Source organism: Salinibacterium sp. 10G20-15 (assembly GCF_057365065.1).
In genome coordinates, this window is record NZ_CP195118.1 from 159,356 (window position 1) to 183,090 (window position 23,735).

The 23,735-nt window shown below is 59.8% G+C and carries 25 protein-coding genes; 6 read left to right on the forward strand and 19 right to left on the reverse strand.

What is annotated here, in order from left to right; genetic code table 11:
- Positions 1 to 8: 8 nt before the first annotated feature.
- Entirely contained in the window at positions 9 to 1,445 is a 1,437-nt protein-coding gene (locus ACR3YK_RS00735) for a gamma-aminobutyraldehyde dehydrogenase (RefSeq protein WP_486175356.1), read from the reverse strand.
- A 122-nt stretch (positions 1,446 to 1,567) separates the two neighbouring features.
- On the opposite strand from ACR3YK_RS00735, the gene ACR3YK_RS00740 reads away from it, so the two are divergent.
- The 5 genes from ACR3YK_RS00740 (at position 1,568) to ACR3YK_RS00760 (ending at position 5,780) form a co-directional block, all read left to right on the forward strand.
- Positions 1,568 to 2,050, forward strand: coding sequence for an Lrp/AsnC family transcriptional regulator (locus ACR3YK_RS00740; protein ID WP_486175357.1), 483 nt, complete (start codon positions 1,568 to 1,570; stop codon positions 2,048 to 2,050).
- Positions 2,051 to 2,114: 64 nt separating this feature from the next.
- On the forward strand, positions 2,115 to 3,497 hold the full coding sequence (locus ACR3YK_RS00745; protein WP_486175358.1) for an aspartate aminotransferase family protein: 1,383 nt from the start codon (positions 2,115 to 2,117) through the stop codon (positions 3,495 to 3,497).
- A 54-nt stretch (positions 3,498 to 3,551) separates the two neighbouring features.
- Complete coding sequence (locus ACR3YK_RS00750; RefSeq protein ID WP_486175359.1) at positions 3,552 to 4,589, forward strand: hypothetical protein; 1,038 nt, start codon at positions 3,552 to 3,554, stop codon at positions 4,587 to 4,589.
- A gap of 91 nt (positions 4,590 to 4,680) precedes the next feature.
- On the forward strand, positions 4,681 to 5,193 hold the full coding sequence (locus ACR3YK_RS00755) for a methylated-DNA--[protein]-cysteine S-methyltransferase (RefSeq protein ID WP_486175360.1): 513 nt from the start codon (positions 4,681 to 4,683) through the stop codon (positions 5,191 to 5,193).
- Positions 5,190 to 5,780, forward strand: a complete 591-nt coding sequence (locus ACR3YK_RS00760; RefSeq protein ID WP_486175361.1) for a DNA-3-methyladenine glycosylase I — start codon at positions 5,190 to 5,192, stop codon at positions 5,778 to 5,780. The genes ACR3YK_RS00755 and ACR3YK_RS00760 overlap by 4 nt, the downstream gene beginning before the upstream one ends.
- Before the next feature lie 217 nt (positions 5,781 to 5,997).
- On the opposite strand, the gene ACR3YK_RS00765 is transcribed toward ACR3YK_RS00760, so the two are convergent.
- From ACR3YK_RS00765 to ACR3YK_RS00825, 13 genes are all read right to left on the reverse strand, one after another.
- Entirely contained in the window at positions 5,998 to 6,747 is a 750-nt protein-coding gene (locus tag ACR3YK_RS00765) for a YaaA family protein (protein ID WP_486175362.1), read from the reverse strand.
- Complete coding sequence (locus ACR3YK_RS00770) at positions 6,744 to 7,265, reverse strand: P-loop nucleotide/nucleoside kinase family protein (RefSeq protein ID WP_486175363.1); 522 nt, start codon at positions 7,263 to 7,265, stop codon at positions 6,744 to 6,746. Before ACR3YK_RS00770 ends, ACR3YK_RS00765 begins: the two co-directional genes overlap by 4 nt.
- A 10-nt stretch (positions 7,266 to 7,275) precedes the next feature.
- A complete protein-coding gene (locus tag ACR3YK_RS00775) occupies positions 7,276 to 7,536 on the reverse strand; it encodes a F0F1 ATP synthase subunit epsilon (RefSeq protein ID WP_100389979.1) in 261 nt (86 codons plus the stop codon).
- Positions 7,537 to 7,538: 2 nt separating this feature from the next.
- Positions 7,539 to 9,068, reverse strand: a complete 1,530-nt coding sequence (atpD, locus tag ACR3YK_RS00780) for a F0F1 ATP synthase subunit beta (RefSeq protein ID WP_486175364.1) — start codon at positions 9,066 to 9,068, stop codon at positions 7,539 to 7,541.
- 20 nt (positions 9,069 to 9,088) lie between these two features.
- Positions 9,089 to 9,988 carry a F0F1 ATP synthase subunit gamma gene (locus ACR3YK_RS00785; protein ID WP_486175365.1) on the reverse strand — a complete coding sequence of 300 codons (900 nt, stop codon included), beginning with the start codon at positions 9,986 to 9,988 and terminating at the stop codon, positions 9,089 to 9,091.
- Between the two features lie 50 nt (positions 9,989 to 10,038).
- Positions 10,039 to 11,676, reverse strand: coding sequence for a F0F1 ATP synthase subunit alpha (gene atpA, locus ACR3YK_RS00790; protein ID WP_486175366.1), 1,638 nt, complete (start codon positions 11,674 to 11,676; stop codon positions 10,039 to 10,041).
- Between the two features lie 37 nt (positions 11,677 to 11,713).
- On the reverse strand, positions 11,714 to 12,508 hold the full coding sequence (locus ACR3YK_RS00795) for a F0F1 ATP synthase subunit delta (protein WP_486175367.1): 795 nt from the start codon (positions 12,506 to 12,508) through the stop codon (positions 11,714 to 11,716).
- Positions 12,508 to 13,065, reverse strand: coding sequence for a F0F1 ATP synthase subunit B (locus ACR3YK_RS00800; protein ID WP_486175368.1), 558 nt, complete (start codon positions 13,063 to 13,065; stop codon positions 12,508 to 12,510). Before ACR3YK_RS00800 ends, ACR3YK_RS00795 begins: the two co-directional genes overlap by 1 nt.
- Before the next feature lie 28 nt (positions 13,066 to 13,093).
- Positions 13,094 to 13,321 (reverse strand): ATP synthase F0 subunit C, encoded by a 228-nt coding sequence (atpE, locus tag ACR3YK_RS00805; RefSeq protein WP_486175369.1) that lies wholly within the window; start codon positions 13,319 to 13,321, stop codon positions 13,094 to 13,096.
- 49 nt (positions 13,322 to 13,370) lie between these two features.
- Positions 13,371 to 14,171, reverse strand: a complete 801-nt coding sequence (atpB, locus tag ACR3YK_RS00810) for a F0F1 ATP synthase subunit A (RefSeq protein WP_486176356.1) — start codon at positions 14,169 to 14,171, stop codon at positions 13,371 to 13,373.
- Positions 14,172 to 14,312: 141 nt separating this feature from the next.
- The gene (locus tag ACR3YK_RS00815) at positions 14,313 to 14,762 is read right to left on the reverse strand and encodes a Cg1360 family ATP-synthase-associated protein (protein ID WP_486175370.1); all 450 of its coding nucleotides are present in this window, start codon (positions 14,760 to 14,762) and stop codon (positions 14,313 to 14,315) included.
- On the reverse strand, positions 14,759 to 16,045 hold the full coding sequence (locus tag ACR3YK_RS00820; RefSeq protein ID WP_486176357.1) for an MraY family glycosyltransferase: 1,287 nt from the start codon (positions 16,043 to 16,045) through the stop codon (positions 14,759 to 14,761). Before ACR3YK_RS00820 ends, ACR3YK_RS00815 begins: the two co-directional genes overlap by 4 nt.
- Complete coding sequence (locus ACR3YK_RS00825) at positions 16,042 to 16,698, reverse strand: L-threonylcarbamoyladenylate synthase (protein ID WP_486175371.1); 657 nt, start codon at positions 16,696 to 16,698, stop codon at positions 16,042 to 16,044. Before ACR3YK_RS00825 ends, ACR3YK_RS00820 begins: the two co-directional genes overlap by 4 nt.
- A 68-nt stretch (positions 16,699 to 16,766) precedes the next feature.
- On the opposite strand from ACR3YK_RS00825, the gene ACR3YK_RS00830 reads away from it, so the two are divergent.
- Entirely contained in the window at positions 16,767 to 17,381 is a 615-nt protein-coding gene (locus ACR3YK_RS00830) for an HAD-IA family hydrolase (RefSeq protein ID WP_486175372.1), read from the forward strand.
- Between the two features lie 54 nt (positions 17,382 to 17,435).
- On the opposite strand, the gene prmC is transcribed toward ACR3YK_RS00830, so the two are convergent.
- The 5 genes from prmC to thrC all read right to left on the reverse strand — a co-directional run bounded on the left by prmC (position 17,436) and on the right by thrC (position 23,732).
- Complete coding sequence (gene prmC, locus ACR3YK_RS00835) at positions 17,436 to 18,272, reverse strand: peptide chain release factor N(5)-glutamine methyltransferase (RefSeq protein WP_486176358.1); 837 nt, start codon at positions 18,270 to 18,272, stop codon at positions 17,436 to 17,438.
- A gap of 44 nt (positions 18,273 to 18,316) precedes the next feature.
- Complete coding sequence (gene prfA / locus ACR3YK_RS00840; protein WP_486175373.1) at positions 18,317 to 19,396, reverse strand: peptide chain release factor 1; 1,080 nt, start codon at positions 19,394 to 19,396, stop codon at positions 18,317 to 18,319.
- 2 nt (positions 19,397 to 19,398) lie between these two features.
- Positions 19,399 to 21,573, reverse strand: coding sequence for a transcription termination factor Rho (gene rho, locus ACR3YK_RS00845; protein WP_486175374.1), 2,175 nt, complete (start codon positions 21,571 to 21,573; stop codon positions 19,399 to 19,401).
- Positions 21,574 to 21,705: 132 nt separating this feature from the next.
- Positions 21,706 to 22,644 carry a homoserine kinase gene (gene thrB, locus ACR3YK_RS00850; RefSeq protein WP_486175375.1) on the reverse strand — a complete coding sequence of 313 codons (939 nt, stop codon included), beginning with the start codon at positions 22,642 to 22,644 and terminating at the stop codon, positions 21,706 to 21,708.
- Entirely contained in the window at positions 22,641 to 23,732 is a 1,092-nt protein-coding gene (gene thrC / locus ACR3YK_RS00855; RefSeq protein WP_486175376.1) for a threonine synthase, read from the reverse strand. Before thrC ends, thrB begins: the two co-directional genes overlap by 4 nt.
- Between the last annotated feature and the right edge of the window lie 3 nt (positions 23,733 to 23,735).

Here is a 23,735-nt window from a genome sequence, read left to right on the forward strand (position 1 = left end):
GGAGCACGTCACGCTTGTCCGATAAAACTCATCACATGTTTGATGCGGGTGTAATCCTCGAAGCCATAACTCGATAAGTCTTTGCCGTAGCCCGAGTGCTTGAAGCCCCCATGCGGCATCTCCGCCACGATCGGAATGTGGGTGTTGATCCAGACGCAGCCGAAGTCAAGGTGCTTAGCGAAGCGCATTGCACGGCCGTGATCGCGAGTCCACACACTCGAAGCCAGCCCGTAGTTGACGTCATTGGCCCACTCAAGCGCTTGAGTCTCATCCGCGAACTTCTGAACCGTGATAACCGGCCCGAAGATCTCGTTCTGAACCGCTGAATCGTTCTGCTGGAGACCCGAAACGATCGTCGCTTCGTAAAAATAGCCTCGGTTTCCCTGGCGCGCACCGCCGAGTTCGATCTGCGCGTGCGTCGGCAGTTCGTCGATTACGCGAGACACCTGTGCGAGCTGGTTGGCGTTGTTCACGGCACCAAAGTAGACATCTTCGCTCGGCGCGCCCGTGGTGGCGTTTTCACGCGTCCACTTCACGAGTTCAGCGACGAACTCATCGTGGATGCGTGCGTGCACTATTACCCGCGTCGCCGCGGTGCAGTCTTGACCAGCATTGAAGTACCCCGCCGCGCCGATACCGGCAACAGCAGAGGGAATGTCGGCGTCGTCGAAGACCACCACGGGAGCTTTACCGCCCAACTCCAAGTGCACTCGTTTGAGATCGACGGAGGCTGCCTTCGCGACTTCCATACCTGCGCGAACGGAGCCGGTAATCGATACCATCTGCGGCGTCTTGTGATCGATCATGAGGCCGCCGGTGGTACGGTCTCCCGTCAGCACGTTGAATACGCCGGCGGGAAGGAACTCTGCAGCAACCTCAGCAAACAGCAGGGTTGCTGAGGGAGTCGTGTCGCTGGGTTTGAGCACCGTTGTGTTTCCTGCGGCGATCGCGGGGGCAACTTTCCACACCGCCATGTTGAGCGGGTAGTTCCACGGCGCCACTTGGCCAATAACGCCGATCGGCTCGCGGCGGATCGACGACGTGTGGTCTTTCATGTATTCACCGGTGGCCATTCCCGAAAGGTGACGGGCTTCTCCGGCGAAGAATCGAATCTGATCCACTGAAAGCATGATCTCGTCGTCGACCAGACTGGCGCGTGGCTTTCCGGTGTCTTTTGATTCGAGATCGGCGAACTCATCGGCGCGAGCTTCCATTGCGTCAGCAATGCGGAAGAGTGCGAGTTGGCGCTCAGCGGGCGTGGTCTCGCCCCAGGTTTCGAACGCGGTTGCCGCCGCAGTATAGGCAGCATCGACGTCGGCTTTCGATGACACCGGGGACTGCGCGTAGCTGTCTTCGGTAGCGGGGTCAATCACGTCGAAGCCACTCTCAGTACGCGCCGCTACGTACTCACCATCGATAAAGTTGTGGATGTCTGGAGCACTCATGCCTCAACGATAGCGACCTCCAGAGCACTAATCCAAGCCTTGAGCAACGATTTCAGCAGCTATAACCGATCTTTGGTGCGGAATCGCTTGCTACCCACCTCCCGAACTGACAAAATCGACGCATGAGCTCCTCTTCGCGCGGTCTCGGCACTAAGCCGGCGCATCTCGATGATGTTTCCAAGTCGATCATCGAACAGCTGCAAAATGATGGCCGCCGGTCTTACGCAGAGATTGGAAAAGCCGTTGGCCTGAGCGAAGCGGCCGTGCGTCAACGCGTGCAGAAACTCACTGAGTCTGGCGTCATGCAGATCGTTGCCGTCACCGATCCGATGCAGCTGGGCTTCTTTCGCCAAGCAATGATCGGCATCCAGATCTCGGGAGACACCACTTCGGTGGCCGAAAAAATAGGCAAGCTCCCCTCCGTCGACTATGTCGTCCTTACCGCCGGCAGCTTCGACCTTCTCGTTGAAGTCGTGTGCGAGAACGATGACGACCTCATCGAGCTCCTCAACCACGACATCCGCGGTATCGAAGGCGTGCGATCGACGGAGACTTTCGTCTACCTGCGTCTGCACAAGCAGTTTTACAACTGGGGAACGCGCTGAGCGAGCCTCCCCCGTCACCACGTCGCCGTGAGTCACCCCCAACGCACCATAGAAAGTGTTTGAGATGTCAGAATTCAACGAAGTCAATCTTCAGCAAAAAGCGAAAGACCACCTGTGGATGCACTTCTCGCGCCAGTCGGTGATGGAAGATGGACACGGCGTGCCGATTATTGTTCGCGGTGAAGGTCACCACATTTATGACACCAAGGGCAACAAGTACTTCGACGGACTCAGCGGACTCTTCGTGGTCAACGCCGGTCACGGGCGCAAGCGCTTGGCCGAAGTCGCTGCGAAGCAAGCCGAAGAACTCGCGTTCTTCCCGCTCTGGTCGTACGCGCACCCCAAAGCCATCGAGCTGGCTGACCGCCTAGCGGGCTACGCCCCGGGCGACCTTAACCGCGTTTTCTTCTCCACGGGCGGCGGTGAAGCGGTCGAGACCGCCTTCAAGCTGGCCAAGCAGTACTGGAAGCTTCAGGGCCGCCACACGAAGCACAAGGTCATTTCGCGTGCGGTCGCTTACCACGGCACCCCGCAGGGCGCGCTTGCCATCACCGGCATCCCCGGCATGAAGGAGATGTTTGAGCCTCTCGTTCCAGGCGCATTCCGCGTGCCCAACACGAACTACTATCGCGCAGAAGAGATGGGCTTCCATGGCACCGAAGAAGAATTCGGACTGTGGGCGGCCAACCGTATTGAGGAAATGATCCTCTTCGAGGGCCCCGAGACTGTCGCCGCGGTTTTCTTGGAGCCCGTGCAGAACTCGGGTGGCTGCTTCCCGCCTCCCGCTGGCTACTTCCAGCGTGTTCGTGAAATCTGCGACGAGTACGACGTACTGCTTGTCAGCGACGAAGTCATTTGCGCCTTCGGTCGTCTCGGTCACATGTTCGCGTGTGACGCCTACGACTACGTGCCCGACATGATCACGTGCGCCAAGGGAATGACCAGCGGCTACTCGCCGATCGGCGCCACGATCGTGTCTGATCGCATCTACGAGCCCTTCAAGCATGGTGCTACGACCTTCTACCACGGCTACACCTTTGGAGGACATCCGGTTTCCGCTGCGGTTGCCCTAGAGAACCTCGACATTTTCGAGGAAGAGAAGATCAACGAGCACGTTCGCGAAAACTCGCCCAAGTTCCGCGCTGCGCTTGAGCGCTTGCTCGACTTGCCGATCGTGGGCGATGTGCGCGGAGATGGTTACTTCTTCGGCATCGAACTGGTCAAAGACAAGGCAACGAAGGAGACCTTCAACGATGACGAATCCGAGCGCCTACTCCGTGGCTTCCTTTCTAAGGCGCTCTACGATGCTGGCCTCTACTGCCGTGCCGATGACCGTGGAGATCCCGTGATTCAGCTGGCACCGCCATTAACGATCGGCCCGGCCGAGTTTGACGAGATAGAATCGATCTTGCGCTCGGTTTTGACCGAAGCATGGAGCCGTCTCTAGAACCCACCGCGTTCGCCCTCCCTCTTACCCCACGGCTCGGATAGAGTTCTTTCCGTGAACACTGAGGAAAATTCACCAACACAACGTCCGCGTGACAATCGCGACCGGATGACGGTAGCGCGCGCAATCGCGATTGTGCTCGCGGTGTTGTTAAACGTGGTCGTGATTAGTGCCGGAGTGTGGGCTCTCACTAACCAGCAGCGCATCTCTGATCAGTTCACGGTGTGGCAGTTCGAGCCATCCTCCACGGTTCGTGCCTATGTCACTTCGGCAGCCATGTCTGAGGAGGGCGAGTTTCTCTTCTACGCGAGCCAGCCTGTGATTCAAGAAAACCCGGAGTTCAACACCACGTGCTCGAACGTTGAAGAGAACTTTGGTGTGCTGGGGTGCTACTTCCCCAGCAGCAAAGCGATTTATCTCTTTGATGTGACGGATGAACGGCTCGCCGGCATCGAAGAGGTCGTCGCCGCACACGAGATGCTCCACGCTGCGTGGGATCGACTCTCGGATGACGAGCGCGCCCGACTGACGCCATTGCTTGAAGCTGAAGCCGACCGCATGAAGGATGACCCGGAGTTCGCAACGACTCTCGAGTTCTACGCCAAGACGGAGCCTGGTGAGCGTTCTAACGAGCTCCATTCAATCATCGGTACGGAATTTGCCGATCTGAACCCGGAGCTTGAAGAGCACTACGCCGCCTACTTCACAGATCGCGCGACCGTTGTGGCACTGCACGAGAAGTCGAACGCGGTCTTTACCGAACAGTTGAATGCCAGCAAGAAGCTAGTAGAACAGCTTGACGCTTTGCGGACCTCGATCGACGAAGATTATGCCGAGTACAACTCTGGCTACGACGTGCTCAATGCGGATATCGAAGTCTACAATGCACGCGGCGAGCGGGGAATCTACGATCCTCAGGGATACGACGAACTGATTGATAGGCAGCAACGGCTGAACGCGCTGTACGACTCGATTGAAGACGACATAGATACTTATGATGACCTTGTCGCCCAGCTGGAAGATCTCAACGCGACGATCAGCGAGCTCAACGAGAGCATCAACATCGAACCCCGCAACCAAGACGGCATCTAGGTCCGCTCCTCCACGGCACGCTTTTTCGCAGCGAATTGCAATGTCCGAAAATGGCCAGCCGCCGTCTCGCTAGGCGGCGTACGCTCGAAGCATGGACACGCTCACCCTCCCGCAAACCGAGGTCACCTATCTTCGCCGGCTATCGTCGCCAATAGGCCGGATCGAGCTCACGGGCGATGGCGCTCACGTCACCGGCCTCGCCATCGAGAACGACGGCGTTCTCCCCCACGACGAACAGCCGGAGCGTTCTTGCGAGGTTCTCGACACCGCGGCAGCTCAACTCGCCGAGTACTTTGCTGGAGACCGCCGCTCCTTCGACCTGCCGCTCTCTGCGGCCGGCACGGAATTCCAGAAATCCGTGTGGCTACAGCTCAACCAGCTTCCGTACGGCGCCGCGGTCTCCTACGCCGACATCGGCCGTGCCACAGGCCGCCCGACCGCCGGCCGCGCTGTCGGCGGTGCTGTCGGTGCCAACCCGATTCCCATCATCATTCCCTGTCATCGTGTGCTTGCTTCCAACCAGAGGATCACCGGCTACAGCGGTGGCGACGGCATTCCCACCAAAGTCTGGCTTCTCAAGCACGAGGGGATCAGCCACAAGTGAGCGATCGCGAACCCCTCCTTGTCGGGCCGGACGGCCGGGCTCGGTGCAGTTGGGTCGGAGACGACGAACAGTACCGCAAATATCACGACACCGAATGGGGCAATCCGCTCCGCGGCGACCACAAACTCTTCGAGAAGATCATGCTCGAAGCGTTTCAAGCGGGCCTGTCGTGGATCACGATCTTGCGTCGCCGAGAGGGCATCCGCGAAGCCTTCGATCACTTCGATGCCGCCACGATCGCAGGCTACGGTGACGACGACATCGCTCGGCTGCTGAACGACCCGCGTATCATCCGCAATCGGCTCAAGGTATCTGCGGCGATCACCAACGCTCAAGCAACTCTTGAGCTCACGCGGAACGATCCCGGCGCGCTAGACACGCTGCTGTGGAGTTTCGCACCGCCGCCGCGAACCACTCGTCTCGCAGCGTTCGGCGACGTTCCTGCGACCACCGCGGAATCGACGGCCATGAGTAAGGCGCTCAAGGCGCGAGGGTTCCGCTTTGTGGGCCCGACAACGATGTACGCGCTCATGCAGTCCGCGGGCATGGTCGACGACCATCTGGAAGGCTGCTGGAGAGCCGTTTAACGTTTCGTCCGGGTCGCAGCTGTGTTTCTCTTCGGTCGTGCGGGCCAGCAATCGCGACCGTGCAAGCCAGCAGCCGCGGTCTGTGGGACGGCAGCGGCGCCTCAGCAGCGCCGGGTCCGGCAGCGTAGGCTCTGCGGGCCGACAGCGTCAACTCTTCGGCGGCAGGGTCGACACTGTGGCGTTGCAACGAGCGGGCCCCCAGCACGGGCTCTGGGGGCTAGGCGTTCTCGACGACCAGGTCGAGTTCGCCCGGCGCTCCTCGTTCCAGCTGGAAGCCGGCACCGTTTGCCCACTCGAGAAGCGAGTCGACCGTTGGATGGCGGATCCCTGCCCGCACAAGGGCTCGAGTGAAGAGTCCCTTGGATTTCTTGTTGAAGTGACTCAACGCCACACGCTTACCATCTGCACCCGCCGTCACCACTCGCAAGTAGGCACTGTTCTCCCCTGCCGCGCCCAGCTGTGCGTACGCTTCGGAGCGAAGGTCGAGCTGGAGCCCTCCGAGACCGGCAAGAGCCTCGGATGCCGGAGCTCGCCAATGCTTCTTCAATGGAAGCCCGGGGACTTTGGAGTTATGAGAGAGACGGTACGCGGGAATGGGATCGCTGGCGCCGATCGGGCCGAACAGAGCAGAATGCACGACCACAGTCTCGTGGGCGAACGACCGCTCGTCAGCGGTCATGGTTGCGGCATCCAAACCGTCGAAGAGCACGCCGGTATAGCGTTCGAGGGCTGGTAATACCGGCGCCGTGGCCAGCGTGCGGTTGCGCTCCACTTCGAAAAGCTGTTTCGCACTGATGCCGAGGGCGCGCTGGGCGGATTCAGTGTCCTCAGCGAGCTCTGAGACCGCAGCGACTACGGCTCGGCGTGGCTGAGTGAGCTCGGGAAACGAGAGGCGATCCCAGTCGAGCACGGCACTCTGATCTCCCCCGTCACGCTTAGTTTCGGAGGGAGGAAGGAGAACGATCACGCGTCGAGGAACGCGGATGCCCGTTCGACGTTGACGCCGATGGGTCCGGCAGAGTCGAGGGTGATGCGGGCTACTGCGCCGCTCACTCCGCTCCACGGGGAATACTCTTCAACGCTCTGCTCGACGGCGTCGCGATCGGGTGCTCCCGCAAGTTCGCGCTTAGCGGTGCGCTCCACGAGACGCTCTTTGTGCAGCTCCTCGTCGGAGCACACGACTTCGATGAAGCGGATGCCCGAGCCGGTACGCTCAGCGAGGCTGACCCATTGCTCGCGAGCTGGGTCGACGGCATTGACAGCATCGATGATGATGTCGTTGTCGTTCATCAGCACCGACTCGGCGAGCGTTTCTGCGACCAGATAGGCAGCGAGCCCTGTGGGTTGTCCGGCGCTAATGCCGGCCTTAAGGATCGCTGTCTCTATCTGGTCGACAGACAACACGGTGGTCTTGCGCCGGGCGCCAACGACCTCTGCGAGAGTCGACTTTCCTGCACCCGGCAACCCGGCCATCGCTATAAGCATGAGTAGAAAGCTAGACCAGTTCTGCGGTGCTAGCAACCACGGTTACGGTGTTGTTTTCAACCGAGAGGAAGCCGTTGTCCGCGATCGCGGTCACGGTCTGCCCGTCTGCCGTTGACACACGGACTTCACCCTTAGCCAAAATCGCGAGAAGCGGTTCGTGGCCGGGGAGAATTCCGATCTCACCTTCGGTGGTGCGAGCGATGAGCTGGGTCGCCTCCCCCGACCAGAGTTCCTGGTCGGCGGAGACAACGCTCACTGCGAGAACTGCCATTGTTAGGAGTTCTCTTTCTGAATCTTGGCCCACTGTTCTTCGACATCGCTGATGCTACCGACGTTGAAGAACGCCTGCTCAGCAACGTGGTCGAATTCGCCCTTGACGATCGCGTCAAACGATTCGATGGTGTCCTTGAGCGGAACAGTCGATCCCTCAACACCGGTGAACTTCTTCGCCATGTAGGTGTTCTGTGAGAGGAACTGCTGGATACGACGTGCGCGCGATACCGTGATCTTGTCTTCTTCAGAGAGCTCGTCGACACCGAGGATCGCGATGATCTCCTGGAGTTCCTTGTTCTTCTGCAGAATCTGCTTCACGTCGGTAGCAACGCGGTAGTGGTCGGCACCTAGGTAACGGGGGTCGAGGATACGACTCGTTGAGGTGAGAGGGTCAACGGCCGGGTACAAACCCTTCGATGCGATTTCACGGCTGAGCTCAGTCGTGGCGTCGAGGTGGGCGAAGGTCGTTGCCGGCGCGGGGTCGGTGTAGTCATCGGCAGGAACGTAAATGGCCTGGAGTGACGTAATCGAGTGTCCACGTGTCGAGGTGATGCGCTCCTGAAGGAGACCCATCTCGTCGGCGAGGTTTGGCTGGTATCCCACGGCGGAAGGCATACGACCCAGCAGGGTCGAAACCTCAGAACCGGCCTGCGTGAAGCGGAAGATGTTGTCGATGAAGAGCAACACGTCTTGCTTCTGCACATCGCGGAAGTACTCAGCCATGGTCAGCGCCGAGAGGGCGACGCGGAGACGTGTTCCTGGCGGCTCATCCATCTGGCCGAAGACTAGGGCCGTCTTGTCGAAGACTCCTGCTTCGTCCATCTCGGCGATGAGGTCGTTACCTTCACGGGTACGCTCACCAACACCGGCAAATACGGAAACTCCACCGTGGTCCTGAGCCACACGCTGAATCATTTCCTGGATCAGAACGGTCTTACCAACACCGGCACCACCGAACAGTCCGATCTTTCCACCCTGTACGTACGGGGTGAGAAGGTCGATGACCTTGATTCCGGTTTCGAAGAGTTCGGTCTTCGACTCGAGCTGGTCGAAGGCTGGGGGCTTGCGGTGAATAGGCCAACGCTCGGTGATCTCGATCGTTTCGCCGTTGACCTTGCCATCGGCATCCGCGTTCAGGATCTCTCCGGTAACGCTGAAGACCTTGCCCTTGGTGATGTCACCAACGGGAACCGTGATTTGCTCACCTGTGTCGCGAACTTCCTGCCCACGCACAAGGCCGTCAGTCGGCTTGAGCGCGATAGCACGAACAACGTCGTCGCCGAGGTGCTGAGCAACTTCGAGCGTGATCTCAGCGGTCTCGCCACCGATTGAAACGTTGGTCTTGAGAGCGTTGTAGATACCGGGGATCGAGTCGTGCGGGAACTCGACGTCCACAACGGGACCGGTTACGCGTGCGATGCGACCTACGCCGGCGACAGCAACAGCGGCGGCGGCTGCCTTCTTCGTGGGCGCCTTCTTCGCGGGCGTCTTCTTTGCTGGGGCCTTTTTGGCCGGGGCTTTTTCAGTCATGGCTTCCCTATCTATGGTTCTTACTTAGCCGAGCTCAGGGCGTCCGCGCCGCCCACGATCTCGGAAATCTGCTGGGTGATCTCGGACTGACGCGCGTTGTTTGCGAGACGTGTGTAGTCGTTGATGAGCTTGTCTGCGTTATCGCTTGCAGACTTCATTGCCTTCTGCGTTGCGGCGTGCTTTGCAGCAGCAGACTGAAGCATGGCGTTGAAGATACGACTCTCGATGTAAACCGGGAGCAGGGCGTCTAGTACTTTGTCGACCTCAGGCTCAAACTCGTAGAGAGGGAGAACGTCATTCTCGTCTGGGGCTTCTACGCCTTCGACGATCTCCAACGGGAGAAGTCGCACCACTTCAGGAACCTGCAGCAGCATACTCACCATGCGGTTATAAACGATGTGGATCTCGTCTACACCACCCTCGCTTGCGGGCTGCAGGAACTTGCCGACGACTGCGTCGCCAATCTCCTTGGCGATCTCAAACTCGGGAGCATCCGTACCGCCGGTCCAGATCTGCTCCGCGTCGCGCTTTCGGAAAGCGAAGTACCCAGCAGCCTTGCGACCGACGAGGTAGTAGATGACTTCCTTGCCTTCACCCTCAAGTCGGGCTGCAAGCTCCCCGGCTTCGCGGAGTACGTTCGCGTTGAACGCTCCCGCTAGGCCACGGTCACTGGAGAAGATGACGACCGCAGCGCGTTCGACGTTCTCTGGTTCTGTTGTGAGCACGTGATCGACGTTCGAGAAAGTCGCCACCGCCGAAACAGCGCGCGTGACCGCACGCGAATACGGGCCCGATGCAGCAACCCGCTGTTTCGCCTTTTGAATGCGCGACGCGGAGATCAGCTCCATCGCGCGTGTGATCTTCTTGGTCGTCTTGGCAGAACTGATTTTCTGCCGGTAGACCCGAAGTTGCGCTCCCATGGCTTTCTAACTTTCTATGTCGTGTTGGTCGATGATCACTGGTGCGAAGCTCAGCGCTTCTGCTTGACGATCTGCTCTTGGGCGATGTCTTCTTCAGCGATCTCGTCGAACTCTTCGGTTCCCACAGAGTTGAGGGATTTGCCCTCACCGGTTTGGAAGCCGAGCTTGAAGGCTTCGACTGCGGCGTCCATGTCAGCGATCAGCTGGTCGTCGAGTGCGTTCTTCTCGCGGAGCGTGTCGAGCACCTTAGTGTTGCGTGCGAGGTAGTCGTGGAGTTCGCTTTCGAAACGAAGCACGTCTTCGACGGGAACTTCATCGAGCTTGCCGTTGGTGCCCGCCCAGATCGAAACGACCTGGTTCTCGACGGGGAACGGCGAGTACTGCGGCTGGCGCAGCAGCTCGGTGAGACGTGCGCCGCGAGCGAGCTGGCGACGGCTCGTTGCGTCGAGGTCGGATGCGAACATCGCGAATGCCTCGAGCGAACGGTACTGAGCCAGTTCCAGCTTCAGGGTTCCCGAAACCTTCTTGATCGACTTGACCTGAGCGTCACCACCGACTCGCGAGACCGAGATTCCAACGTCAACAGCGGGGCGCTGGTTGGCGTTGAAGAGGTCGGACTGCAAGAAGATTTGGCCGTCGGTGATCGAGATCACGTTGGTCGGGATGTAGGCAGCAACGTCGTTGGCCTTGGTCTCGATGATCGGAAGACCGGTCATCGAACCAGCACCTAGCTCGTCCGAGAGCTTTGCACAACGCTCGAGCAGACGGGAGTGCAGGTAGAACACGTCACCGGGGTATGCCTCACGTCCTGGCGGACGGCGCAGCAGCAGCGAAACGGCACGGTAGGCCTCAGCCTGCTTGGAGAGGTCATCAAAGATGATCAGTACGTGCTTGCCGCCGTACATCCAGTGCTGGCCAATGGCCGAACCGGTGTAGGGAGCGAGGTACTTGAAACCTGCGGGGTCGGATGCGGGAGCAGCCACGATGGTGGTGTACTCCATGGCGCCGGCGTCCTCGAGCGCGCCCTTGACGGCAGCGATCGTGGAACCCTTTTGACCGATAGCAACGTAGATGCAGCGAACCTGCTTGTTCTCGTCGCCCGACTCCCAGTTGTCCTTCTGGTTGATGATGGTGTCGATCGCAATGGCGGTTTTACCCGTCTGGCGGTCACCAATGATCAGCTGGCGCTGGCCACGGCCGATCGGGATCATGGCGTCGATTGCCTTGATTCCGGTCTGCATGGGCTCGTGCACGCTCTTACGGGCCATGACGCCGGGAGCCTGAAGCTCAAGGGCGCGGCGGCCTTCTGCCTTGATGTCGCCGAGACCATCGATGGGGTTACCCAGCGGGTCGACTACACGGCCGAGGAATCCGTCTCCGACGGGCGAGGAAAGAACCTCGCCAGTGCGAGTAACTTCCATACCTTCGACGATGCCGGTGAACTCACCGAGAACAACAACACCGATCTCGTCTTCGTCGAGGTTCTGAGCGAGGCCCAGAGTTCCATCGGCGAAGCGGATGAGCTCGTTGGCCATAACGCCGGGGAGTCCCTCGACGTGGGCGATGCCGTCGGATGCGTCAATGACCGTTCCGGTTTCGGTGTTCGCGGCCTTGCCGGGCTCGTAAGCCTTGACGAAGTCCTTGAGCGCGTCGCGGATCTCGTCCGGACTGATGCTGAGTTCTGCCATTGTGTTTTCCTATTCCGTGGAAAGTTCTGCTAACTCGCTAACCTGCGAGTTGGATCCTGAGGTCGTTGAGCTTGGTGGAAACGCTGCCGTCGATGACTTCGTCACCGATCTGCACGCGAACCCCACCGATAATCGAGGGGTCGAGACGAACGTTGAGCTTGAGCTCGCGTCCGTAGTTGCTGGCAAGTCCTGCCCGTAGGCGCTCAAGCTGTGCTGCCTTAAGCGGTGCGGCGGTCGTAATGGTTGCGACGGCCTTGCCTGCCTGATCCGCAACGATGTCAGCGGCCGTGGAAACGAGTTCCCCGATGCGACGCCCACGGGGCTGCTGAACGAGGTGATCCACGATCAGTGCCGTTTGCTCCGACGCCTTGCCTGTGAGCAAGGAACCGACGAGCTTCGATTTTGCTGCTGCCGAACCAAGCTTGCTGCCAACAGCAAGTTCGAGCTGTGCGTCAGACGCGACGGTCGCACCGAATGCGAAGAGTTCGTCTTCGATGGCGAGCTTTGCCGGAGCCGACTTAGCGATCGCACGAATGCCGACCTCTTCGATTCCTGCGAGTAGGTCGTCGGCGCTCGACCAGCGAGCGCTCACGATGGCTGAGAGTACGGTGCGCGTTGAGGCGCTCAGCGACGAGAAAACCGAGCCGACTGTTGCGGCCTTGTCTTTCGCGTCGACGGCAGGGTCAGCCAAAACAGCACGAAGCTGAGCGGAGTCGCCCACTACGCGTCCTGCTTTGAACAGCTCTGCGCCCGTGGCCAGAGAGTTCTTGGCAGTGACGGATGCGAGTGCATCCTTCGCTGCAACAAGCGCTTCTCTCGTAGCTGATCCCATTACTTCTTCGCCTTTGCCTTCTCTGATGCCTCGAGGTCAGCCAAGAACTGGTCGACGAGAGCCGACGACTTCTTGTCATCCGTCAGGCTCTGCCCGATAACACCCGAAGCGAGGTCGATGGCCATTGAGCCAACTTCACTGCGGAGCGAGACGAGTGCCGCCTGGCGTTCTGCTTCGATCGTTGCTTGAGCGTTCGCAGTAATGCGAGCGGCTTCGACCGTCGCCTGCTCCTTGAGCTCGTTGACGATTGTGGTTCCCTCAAGACGAGCCTGTTCGCGAATCTTCGCGGCTTCGGCACGACCTTCAGCGAGCTGCGTCTTGTACTGCTCGAGAGCAGTAGCCGCTTCAGCCTGAGCGATCTCAGCCTTCTTGATGCCACCTTCGATGGCCTCAGCGCGAGCATCTAGCGTCTTCGTCAGTGCTGGAAGGAACTTCTTCCAGAAGAAGAACAAGATGATAGCGAAGCAAACCAACGACCAAACAATGTCGTAGATCTCCGGGATCAACGGGTTAGGCGATTCGCCCTCCGTTGCTGCAGCCAGTATTGCGGTTAGCATCCCAGCCTCCTCAATCAGTTATTAGTAATTAGCCGGGGAATGGGATGAATGCAACTGCGATCGCAACGAATGCGAGCGCCTCGGTGAATGCAATACCGAGGAACATGAGGCCCGTGAGGCGACCCTGAAGTTCGGGCTGGCGTGCAACCGACTCAACGGTCTTTCCTACGACGATGCCCACACCGATGGCGGGTCCGATGGTTGCAACACCGAATGCGAGGGGTGCAATGCTTCCAGTCAACTCTGCGACGTTCATTTGTGTTTCCTTCCGTGGTTTTCTAATCCAGGCGAGTGCCGGGATCGGTCTAGTGCTCTTCGACCAGCGCGAGCTGGATGTATACGGCGGTCAGGAATGTGAAGACATAAGCCTGAAGTACCGCAACAAGTAGTTCGAAGATTGTGAAGATGAAGCCAAAGGCGAGGGTGCCAATGCTGAACAGACCGAAAAAGCCGCCAGCAGTGAACAGGAAGAAGTGCGTCGCCGAGAAGCAGAGCACCAGAAGCATGTGACCGGCAACCATGTTCATCAGAAGTCGCAGCGCAAGTGTCACTGGGCGAAGAATGAACGTGGAGAGAAACTCAATCGGCGTGACAACGATGTAGAGGTACCACGGGACACCGGCGGGGAAGAGCGAAGCCTTGAAGAAGTTTGCGCCTTGTTTCTTGATGCCTGCATAAATGAAGGCCACATAGGCCACTATTGCGAGCACAAGTGGGACACCGATAACGGATGTTCCCGCGAGGTTGAGGCCGGGGACAATACCCGTGAGGTTCATGGCGAGCACCATGAAGAACATGCTCGCGAGGATCGGCATGAATCGCTTGCCGTCTTCCTTGCCGAGCGCGCCCTCAGCAATGTTTCCCTGAACGAAGCCAACGGCCATTTCGAGAAGGCTTTGGCCGCGACCGGGAATCATCCGCATGCGGCGCGTTCCGAGCCAGAACAGGATGATAACGAGCGCTATCGCAAGGAATCGGATAAGCATGAGGCGGTTGATCTCGAACGGCGTGCCATCAAAGAAGATGGCAGGCGGGTAGAAATCGAACAACGTAGGACCGTGAAAGCCCCCGTCGCCTGATCCGTCATCGGTGGCAAAGGGCGCAATGAGCGCGAGAGCGTTATATAACAGCGCTGTCTCCAGAATCGGGGCGTGTAACTACGCGGCGATGAAAGATGGGGGTTGTAGCAGGGTCAACTCTATCAAGAGAATTACGCTCACGACGAATCTGAAAGCGAATCCGACCGATTAGTTTGACGTCGAGGTATCTTCACCTGGCAACTGCACTCCAGGCACATAACTCTCGCGGGCACGAACAAAAGCAAGCACGTCAACAACGAGGCTTCCCAGCACTGCGGCGAGCATCGCGAAGAAGAAGACGACGGGCTCAAGGAATGGTTGGCTACGTAGAACCACGAGGATCACGATGAAGACAACGAACTTCATGAGCCACGCGCCGAGCACGACTGCAAAGAAGATCGTGCTCGAGGAATCTCCGCCACTCGCTCGAGACGCGATGACGATGCTGCCGGCGGTGAGACCCATGAAAAGTGCGGTGAGACCAGCACCAATGAGGGCGCTGATCATTCCCGAGGTTCCCGCTACGAAATAGCCAATGATGGAACCGACGACAGCGATGCTGACGGTCAGGACCGCTCCGTAAGCGATCGCACGGCCGAGGATTGCTGAAGATTTCATTCTGTAGGTTCCTTCGTGTGGGGAGATCGGGGCGTACGTGGTGCGCCAGGGGCAGCTGAGTCGCTGTAGGTGCTGAGCAAAGTAGTGGCGATCGGTGCAGTGGATGCAGCATCCAGCCCGTCGAATCGTGCCACGTCATCCGCCTCTTGCTCCGCCGCCAGTCGCTGCGCGGCGGCCTCTCGTGACTTGCGACGGCTCAAGGGCGCGAGAGTAATTGCTGCGCACACGGCTAGACCGGCGATGAACATCAGCGCGCCCCAGCGCCAAGGAACAAAGGTGAACGCAAGAACGCCCACGGATGCCACAAAGGTCCAGCTATAAAGGATCAGCACGGCGTGCAAGTGCGAATGCCCCATATCGAGCAGACGGTGGTGCAAGTGCTTGCGGTCGGCGGTGAAGGGCGACTTGCCTGCACGGAGACGACGAATGATCGCGAGCCCGAAGTCAAGCAAAGGGATAACAAGCACGGCAATCGGGAGGAGAATCGGAATAAATGCCGGCAGAAAGCCGAGCGTGAATTTATCTGGTTGGGCAAGGTAGCTATCGTCAACCTGACCTGTCACTGAGATCGCGGATGCTGCCATGAGCAGCCCCACGAGCAACGCCCCCGCGTCGCCCATGAACATTCGTGCCGGGTAGAAGTTCACCGGCAGCAGCCCCACGCATGCCCCAATGAGGATTGCCGTGGTGAGCGATGCAAGGTTGAAGTATTCGGTTTGCGCCTGCCCTTGCAGGAGATAGGCGTAGACGAAGAAGACGCTGCTTGCAATGATCGCAACACCAGCCACGAGTCCGTCAAGGCCATCGATGAAATTGACCGCATTCATGACGAGAACGATTGCGAAGATAGTGATGATGATCGACACGTGTGGCGACACGATCGTCTTGCCGCCAATCGGCAGGGTAGACAGTTGAACCCCCGGCCACGCCACCACGAAAGCAGCGATTATTTGACCGGCGAGTTTGGTGAGCCAGTCCAGATCCCAGATGTCGTCAGCGACGCCGATCGCGACAATAATGAGCGCCGCCCCGAGAAGCCCAAATACTTTCGCCGGATCGTTGAAGATGATGGAAAAGTTGCTAAACGAGGATGCCACCGCAAACGCGACCACCACGCCGAAGAACATTGCCACGCCGCCTAAGCGAGGCGTAGGGGTGGAGTGAACGTCTCGTTGACGAACTTGGGGGTAGAGCTTGTACTTGCGCGCGAGTTTCAACACCACCAACGACAGCGCATACGTCACCACGGAGGCAATGCCCGCGATGAAGAAGTAAAAAATTATTCGCACAGATCGGCCCCGATCAGATCGCGAATAGCGTCGGCCGAAATGACGCCTTCGCGCACGATGCGCAGCTTGCCACCCTCAACAAGCAGACCCGTGGCATCCACGATGGTCGACGCGAGCTCGCCGCCCTCACCGTCGCTCAGGTACACCGACACGGAGTCGCCGAGCATCTCGTGAGCCGCCTCAGCCGTACGAGCGGCCGGCAGACCAGTGCTGTTAGCGCTGGAGACCGCGAGCGGTCCTGTCTCTGACAAGAGTTCGAGGGCGATACGGTTCGACGGCATCCGCAAAGCAACCGTGCCCTGGGTCTCCCCCAGGTCCCAACTCAGCGAGGGCTGAGCAGGAAGAATGATGGTGAGACCACCGGGCCAAAACTCGGCCACGAGCGCGCGCACTTCATCGGGCACCGTCGCCGCGAGAGCATCAAGCGTGGGGATGCCGGGGATGAGCACCGGAGGAGGCGACTGCCGAGTACGTCCCTTGGCGTCAATAAGTTTCTGCACCGCATCCGGTTGAAAAGCGTCTGCCGCGACGCCATAAACGGTATCGGTGGGAATGACGACGAGGTCGCCACGGCCAATCGCCACCCGCGCCATTCTCATACCGGTGAGGAGTTGGGCTTCGTCGGCGCAATCGTAGAGGTCATCCATGTCCCCAACATGGTACCGGGAGAAACAGTGAAAGACTGGTCACGACTAACAGATAGCGATGGCAAACAATGACGCTGCTTTTCATCTTTGACATGGATGACGTGCTCTACGACTACGACTGGCGTGGGCGGATGACCGCGATGAGCGAGCTCACGGGCCTCAGCTTTCTCGAACTCCGCCGCCGCTGGTGGCACGATGATGGCGAATTTGGCGCCGAGGCAGGGCTCTACTCCACGGGCGAAGAATACCTTGCCGCCTTCGAAGAAGCCATCGGCCAGCGTGTGGATCTCGCCAGCTGGCTAGAGATTCGAGCGGCAGCAATGACGCCGTGGCCCGATTCGCTCGCGGCCGCCCGCCGCGCCACAGAACTCGGCCAAGCGACCCTGTTGACCAACAACGGAGCGCTCCTCGGTGACCACCTCGCCACCGTCGCCCCCGAACTTGTCGAGATCTTCGGCGATCACCTGCGGACTTCAAGCCACTACCGCGCCCGTAAGCCCAACCCGGTCGTGTTTGAACGAGCGCTAGAGGCGTACGGCGTCGCACCCGAGAACGCGTTCTTTGCCGATGACATGCCCGAAAACGTTGCCGCAGCCGAGAGTCTCGGCATTACCGGGCACGAGTTTCGCACGTGCGCCGGCATGCATGCCGCGATCGAAGAGTTTGCAGCCGCTCGCGCTTAGACCGGTGGGAGTTCTGCGGATGGTTCGAGCGTCGCGAACATCGCGAGCGTCGACTTAGAGGAGCGCCGTCGTCGCGCGGTCGCGACCGAGAAGGTCTTTGTGGTGAGCTACGGCTCTCCACCCGTCCGCCGTGAGCAGCGCGGCAAGGGCCGGAGCTTGTTCTTCGCCGTGCTCGAGTACGAGAGTGCCACCGTCGTGGAGCAAACGGCGCGCGGTCGTCGACACGCGGCGTACGACATCCATGCCGTCTTCTCCCCCGTAGAGCGCCAGCGCGGGATCATGAAGCTGAACTTCGATATCGCGTGGAATCGCAGCGGCCGGAATATACGGCGGATTCGAAATCACGACGTCAACGGTGCCGTTGAGTTCGGGGAAAGCATCGCCCAGGTCAGCGTTGATCAATGTTGCGTTCGGCTCGCCATAGCGGCGAAAGTTTTCACTCGTGTAGGGCATGGCGTCGGGCGAGAGCTCGACCGCAAAGATGCGAGCGCGCGTGACCTCGGTGGCCATGGCGAGAGCGATAGCGCCACTACCCGTGCCCAGGTCAACGCCGATAGGTTCGGGCGTCGCGCTGGCATTGAGGGCGTCGATCGCGAACTGCACGACCGTTTCGGTCTCGGGGCGAGGAACGAAAACACCCGGCCCCACGCTGAGCTCAAGATTGCGGAACGGCGCCATACCTGTGATGTGCTGCAGGGGTTCGCGGGCAGCGCGGCGTGCAAAAAGCTCACGAGCGTGCGCCGCTTTGTCTGCGGGCACGGTGGCGCCGGTGACGATGCGAACACGAAGCTCACCACGCCCCAACTCAAGAACGTGAGCCAGAAGCAGCTCGGCATCAACCTCGGGAGTGGGCACTCCCCCGCCGTTCAACAACTCAGTGCCGCTGGCCAGAAGGTCAGCGACACTGGAGCCATTGTCAGCAGGCGTTACCCCGCTCAGGAGTCGGTTCCCACTTCAGCCAAGCGTGCCTCTTCGTCGGCCATGATGCACGACTGAATAACGGGCTCAAGCGCGCCGTTGATCGCCTGATCAAGGTTGTAAGCCTTGTATCCCGTGCGGTGATCAGCAATGCGGTTTTCGGGGAAGTTGTACGTGCGAATGCGCTCGGAGCGATCCATTGTGCGGATCTGACTCTTGCGGTACTCGCTCGCTTCGGCATCCGCTTCTTCTTGGTAACGAGCCAAGATGCGCGCACGAAGCACTCGCATACCGGCTTCGCGGTTCTGCAGTTGCGATTTCTCGTTCTGCATAGCCACGACGATGCCGGTCGGAAGGTGAGTAATACGAACAGCGGAATCCGTCGTGTTCACGGACTGGCCGCCAGGACCCGAGGAGCGATACACATCGATTTTGAGATCGTTCTGGCTGATCTCGACCTCTTCAGGCTCGTCGACCTCGGGAAACACCAATACACCAGCAGCGGAAGTGTGGATGCGCCCCTGAGACTCCGTAGCGGGCACGCGCTGAACACGGTGCACTCCACCCTCGTACTTCAAGTGCGCCCAGACGCCCTCAGCGGGATCGCTCGAATTGCCCTTAATAGCGAGCTGGACATCCTTGATGCCGCCGAGGTCACTCGAGGTCTGCTCGATAATCTCGGTTTTCCACTTCTTCGACTCTGCGTAGTGGAGGTACATGCGCAACAAGTCACCCGCAAAGAGGGCCGATTCAGCTCCGCCTTCTCCCATTTTGATTTCCATGATCACGTCACGGGAATCGTTGGGGTCTCGTGGAATCAAAATGCGGCGCAGTTTCTCTTGCGCAACCTCGAGAGTCTCGGTGAGGCCGGGGATCTCTGCGGCGAACGACTCATCTTCATCAGCCATTTCGGTGGCTGCCGCAAGGTCATCGGTCAGTTGACGCCACTCGTTGTATGCCGCAACAATGCGCGACAACTCGGCGTAGCGACGGTTGACCTTCTTGGAGCGGACCGGGTCTGAGTGGAGCTCGGGGTCAGCAAGCTGGCCCTCAAGATCCGCATGCTCGGTCAGCAGCGACTGTACTGACTCGAACATTGTTAGTCCTCTTTTTTGGTGCCGGCGACGGAAGGAAGCGACTTCTGGATCTGCATGAGGAACTCAACGTTCGACTGCGTGTCCTTCAGCTTATTCAACACGATCTCGAGCGCGGCCTGCTGGTCGAGACCAGCAAGGGCACGACGAAGGTTCCACGTGACCTTGACCTCGTCGGCACCCAACAGCATTTCTTCGCGACGCGTTCCTGATGCGTTGACATCAACCGCGGGGAAGATGCGCTTGTCGGCGAGCTGGCGCGAAAGACGAAGCTCCATGTTGCCGGTGCCCTTGAACTCTTCGAAGATAACCTCGTCCATCTTCGAGCCCGTCTCCACGAGAGCGGTAGCGATGATGGTGAGCGAGCCACCCTCTTCAACGTTGCGAGCCGCACCGAAGAAACGCTTCGGCGGGTACAGCGCTGCAGAGTCGACGCCACCCGACAGTACGCGACCCGACGGTGGCGCGGTCACGTTGTAGGCACGGCCAAGGCGCGTGATCGAGTCGAGCAGAACCACGACGTCGTGGCCGAGCTCAACGAGACGCTTGGCGCGCTCGATAGCGAGTTCAGCGACGGTGGTGTGGTCTTCAGCGGGGCGGTCGAAGGTCGAAGCAATAACTTCGCCCTTGACGGTGCGCTGCATGTCAGTGACCTCTTCGGGACGCTCGTCGACGAGAACAACCATGAGGTGAACCTCGGGGTTGTTCTTGGAGATCGCGTTCGCGATGGCCTGCAGAACCTGAGTCTTGCCAGCCTTCGGAGGCGAAACGATCAGGCCGCGCTGGCCCTTACCGATCGGAGCAGCGAGGTCGATGATGCGAGTCGACAGCATGGTCGGTTCGGTCTCGAGACGCAGGCGCTCCTGCGGGTACAGCGGGGTGAGCTTGCCGAATTCAACGCGGTTTGCTGCCTCTTCAACGGGAAGACCGTTGATCGAGTCGATGCGCACGATGGCGTTGTACTTCTGGCGGCCCTGGTTGTTGTCGCCCTCGCGCGGTTGGCGGATAGCGCCGACAACGGCGTCACCCTTGCGGAGGTTGTACTTCTTCACCTGACCGAGCGAGACGTAGACATCGCTGTTACCGGGAAGGTAACCGGTGGTGCGCACGAAAGCGTAGTTGTCGAGAACGTCGAGGATGCCGGCAACCGGAATCAGAATGTCGTCTTCGGTGATTTCGGGCTCAAAGTCGTCGCCCATGTTTCCACGGCCGCGCTTGCGGTCACGGTAGCGTCCGCGTCCACCGCGCTCGGAATCGGAATCTCCGCCGCGCGAGTCATCATTGTTACGGCCACCGCGGTTACCGCCATTGTTGTTACCGTCGTTGTTGCCGTCACCGTTGTTGTTCTGACGGCGGTTGTTGTTCTGCCGGCCCGAACCGTCTCCGTTGCGGTTACGGTTTCGGTTACGTCCGCGGCCCGAACCCGACTCGTTGTCGGCGCTTTCGCCGTCGTTGTCGTTCTCGTTCTTGTCGCTGCTCTTGTCAGCGCTGCTCTTGTCAGCACTGGTCTGCTTGTCGCCGTTGCTGTTGCTGTTCTTCTCAGAATTGTTGTCGGCGTTCTTCGCGCCGTTACGGCTCTTGGTGTTCTTGTTGCCTCCCTTGGCAACCTTGTTCTCGGCGTCGGACTCTTGAGAGTCGCTTGCCCCGGCGCCAGCCTCGTTCGACGCGGCAGAATCATTGCTCGGCGCCTCCGCCGCGGCGGTGCGGCTGGAGCTGCGACGGCTGCGTTTGGGCGCGGCGTCGGCGGCGGGAGCATCAGTGGATGCTGCGACGTCGGTCGACGCTGCGGAGCCGGCTGTGGCATCCGACTCGGCAGTCGGCGCAGAGTCAGTCTTCTTCTTGCGGCTAGCCGTCTTAGGCTTCTCTGCCGCCGCCGCGTTCTCGTCTACCTGCGGGGCGCCTACGGGAGCTTCAGAGCCCGCGATAGCGGCACCATCGGTGCTCGAAACACGACGAGACGCCCGTTTGCGTGCCGGAGCAGCAGTCGCATCCGTGGCGGGGGCAGAGTCAGTATTGCTGTTGTTCTTCTCGTTGATTGCGTCCACGAGATCTCCTTTGCGAAGTTTGGAAGTGCCGGTGATGCCGCGTTCGGCTGCCATAGCTTGAAGCTCGGGCAGTCGTAACGCGCTCAGCGCGGCACGGGAATCCACGCTCGATGCGTGGTTGTTGACGTCAGTCACTACTAGGGGTTCCTTTCCCCAACCAAGAATGAATAGCTTGGCGGAGAGCTAGTCGCTCACCGATGTCTACGCGGATGCGCAGGAATCAAAATTCGGGGATACGACGGGTGAAATACGACCGGGAGGCTGCGGCTACGCCGTAGCTTCTACCTGGTGCTCATTCACTGTAGCACCTTTGAAGTCCACAGCTAAGAGTAAACATTCCCACGGCGTTGCGGCGTGCTCCTGCACGAGATCAACTGCTTCGAGGCGCTTCGCCGGGTCATCCGCAAGCACGAGCACCGAGGGGCCAGCACCGGAAACTACAGCCGCATGCCCGTGGGAACGCAGCATACGGATCAGTTCTGTGGTCTGTGGCATCGCCGCAGCACGGTAATCCTGATGCAGGCGATCCCCCGTGGCTTCAAGCAACACTTCGGGGCTCTGGGTGAGGGCCGCAATCAAGAGGGCTGCTCGCGAAACGTTGTAGACAGCATCGGCGTAGGGCACAGCATCCGGCTGCAAACTGCGCGCGTGCGCCGTCGAAACCTGAAAATCAGGAACGCAGACGAGCGGTGACACTCCGCGGTGCACCATCAGCTTTTTGGCTAGCGGCCCCGACTCGGTGCTCCAGGCAATCGTGAGACCACCCAAAAGCGCTGGTGCCACGTTGTCGGGGTGTCCCTCGAGCTCGGTAGCGAGCACAAGCAGAGTTGCAGCATCCATCTCGACGATGCCGTCGAGCAAGCCCTTTGCAGCCATCACGCCCGAAACGATCGCTGCCGCTGACGAACCCAAGCCACCACCGTGCGGGATGACGTTGGTCGCCGACACCCGAAGTGCCGGCATCGACTGCCCAAAGTGCGTGAAGCAATGCTGGATCGACTGGATGACGAGGTTCGACTCATCGGTCGCGACAATTCCTGCACCAACACCCGTGACGTCGATCTCGACGCCCGAGCCCTCGACTGCGGTAACGATGAGTTCGTCGTAGTGCGAAAGGGCAAGCCCGAGCGTGTCAAAGCCGGGACCGAGGTTGGCGGAGGTCGCCGGCACGCGCACGACGACGCTGCGACCGACCAGCGAGGTCATGCCTTAGCCAACCCCAGCACGCTCGCAACTTCAGCGGTGTCGACTGGAACGATCGTGGGAGTGACGTCGTCGCCGCTGGCCGTCTTGAGCGCCCATTGAGGGTCTTTGAGCCCGTGACCGGTAACGGTCAGCACGACGGTAGAACCGCGAGGAATCTGGCCTGCTTCGGCACGCTCCAAAAGTCCGGCAACGCTAATGGCAGAAGCGGGCTCTACGAAGATGCCGACTTCAGCCGACAGGATGCGCTGGGCTTCGAGAATCTTGGCGTCGCTGATGGCCCCAAAGTAGCCGTCTGACACCGCGTGGGCCTCGGTGGCGAGGTGCCACGATGCTGGGTTTCCGATGCGGATAGCGCTAGCAATCGTGTCGGGGTTCTTGACAACTTCGCCGCGAACGATCGGAGCGCTGCCCTCGGCTTGGAAGCCAAACATGCGCGGGAGCTTCGTGGTGGCGGAGCGCTCAAGCTCTTCGCTGTAGCCACGGAAGTAGGCCGTGTAGTTTCCGGCGTTACCGACAGGAACGATGTGGAAGTCAGGAGCATCACCCAGAACCTCAACGACCTCGAAGGCAGCAGTCTTCTGGCCCTCGATGCGGTCGGGGTTCACCGAGTTGACGAGGTGCACGGGGTAGTTCTCGGCGAGGTCGCGAGCGATGTCGAGGCAGTCGTCGAAGTTTCCCTGAACCTGAATGAGTTCACCGTTGTGAGCGATGGCCTGGCTGAGCTTGCCCATCGCGATCTTGCCCTCGGGAACGAGAACAGCGGCGGTGATACCGGCGTGAGCCGCATAGGCCGCAGCCGACGCCGAGGTGTTACCGGTCGAGGCGCAAATAACAGCCTTGGCACCGTGCTCGACAGCCTTGGAAATAGCCATCGTCATGCCGCGGTCTTTGAACGAGCCCGTGGGGTTCATTCCTTCAAACTTGACCCAGACCTTGGCGCCGGTGCGAGCTGACAGCGCGAGAGCGGGAAGCAAGGGAGTTCCACCCTCGCCCAGCGTAATGATGGGGGTCGCGTCAGAAATGTTGAGACGGTCGGCGTACTCGTGAAGCAGGCCGCGCCACTGGCGGTTCCGGATTTCGCTATTCATTAT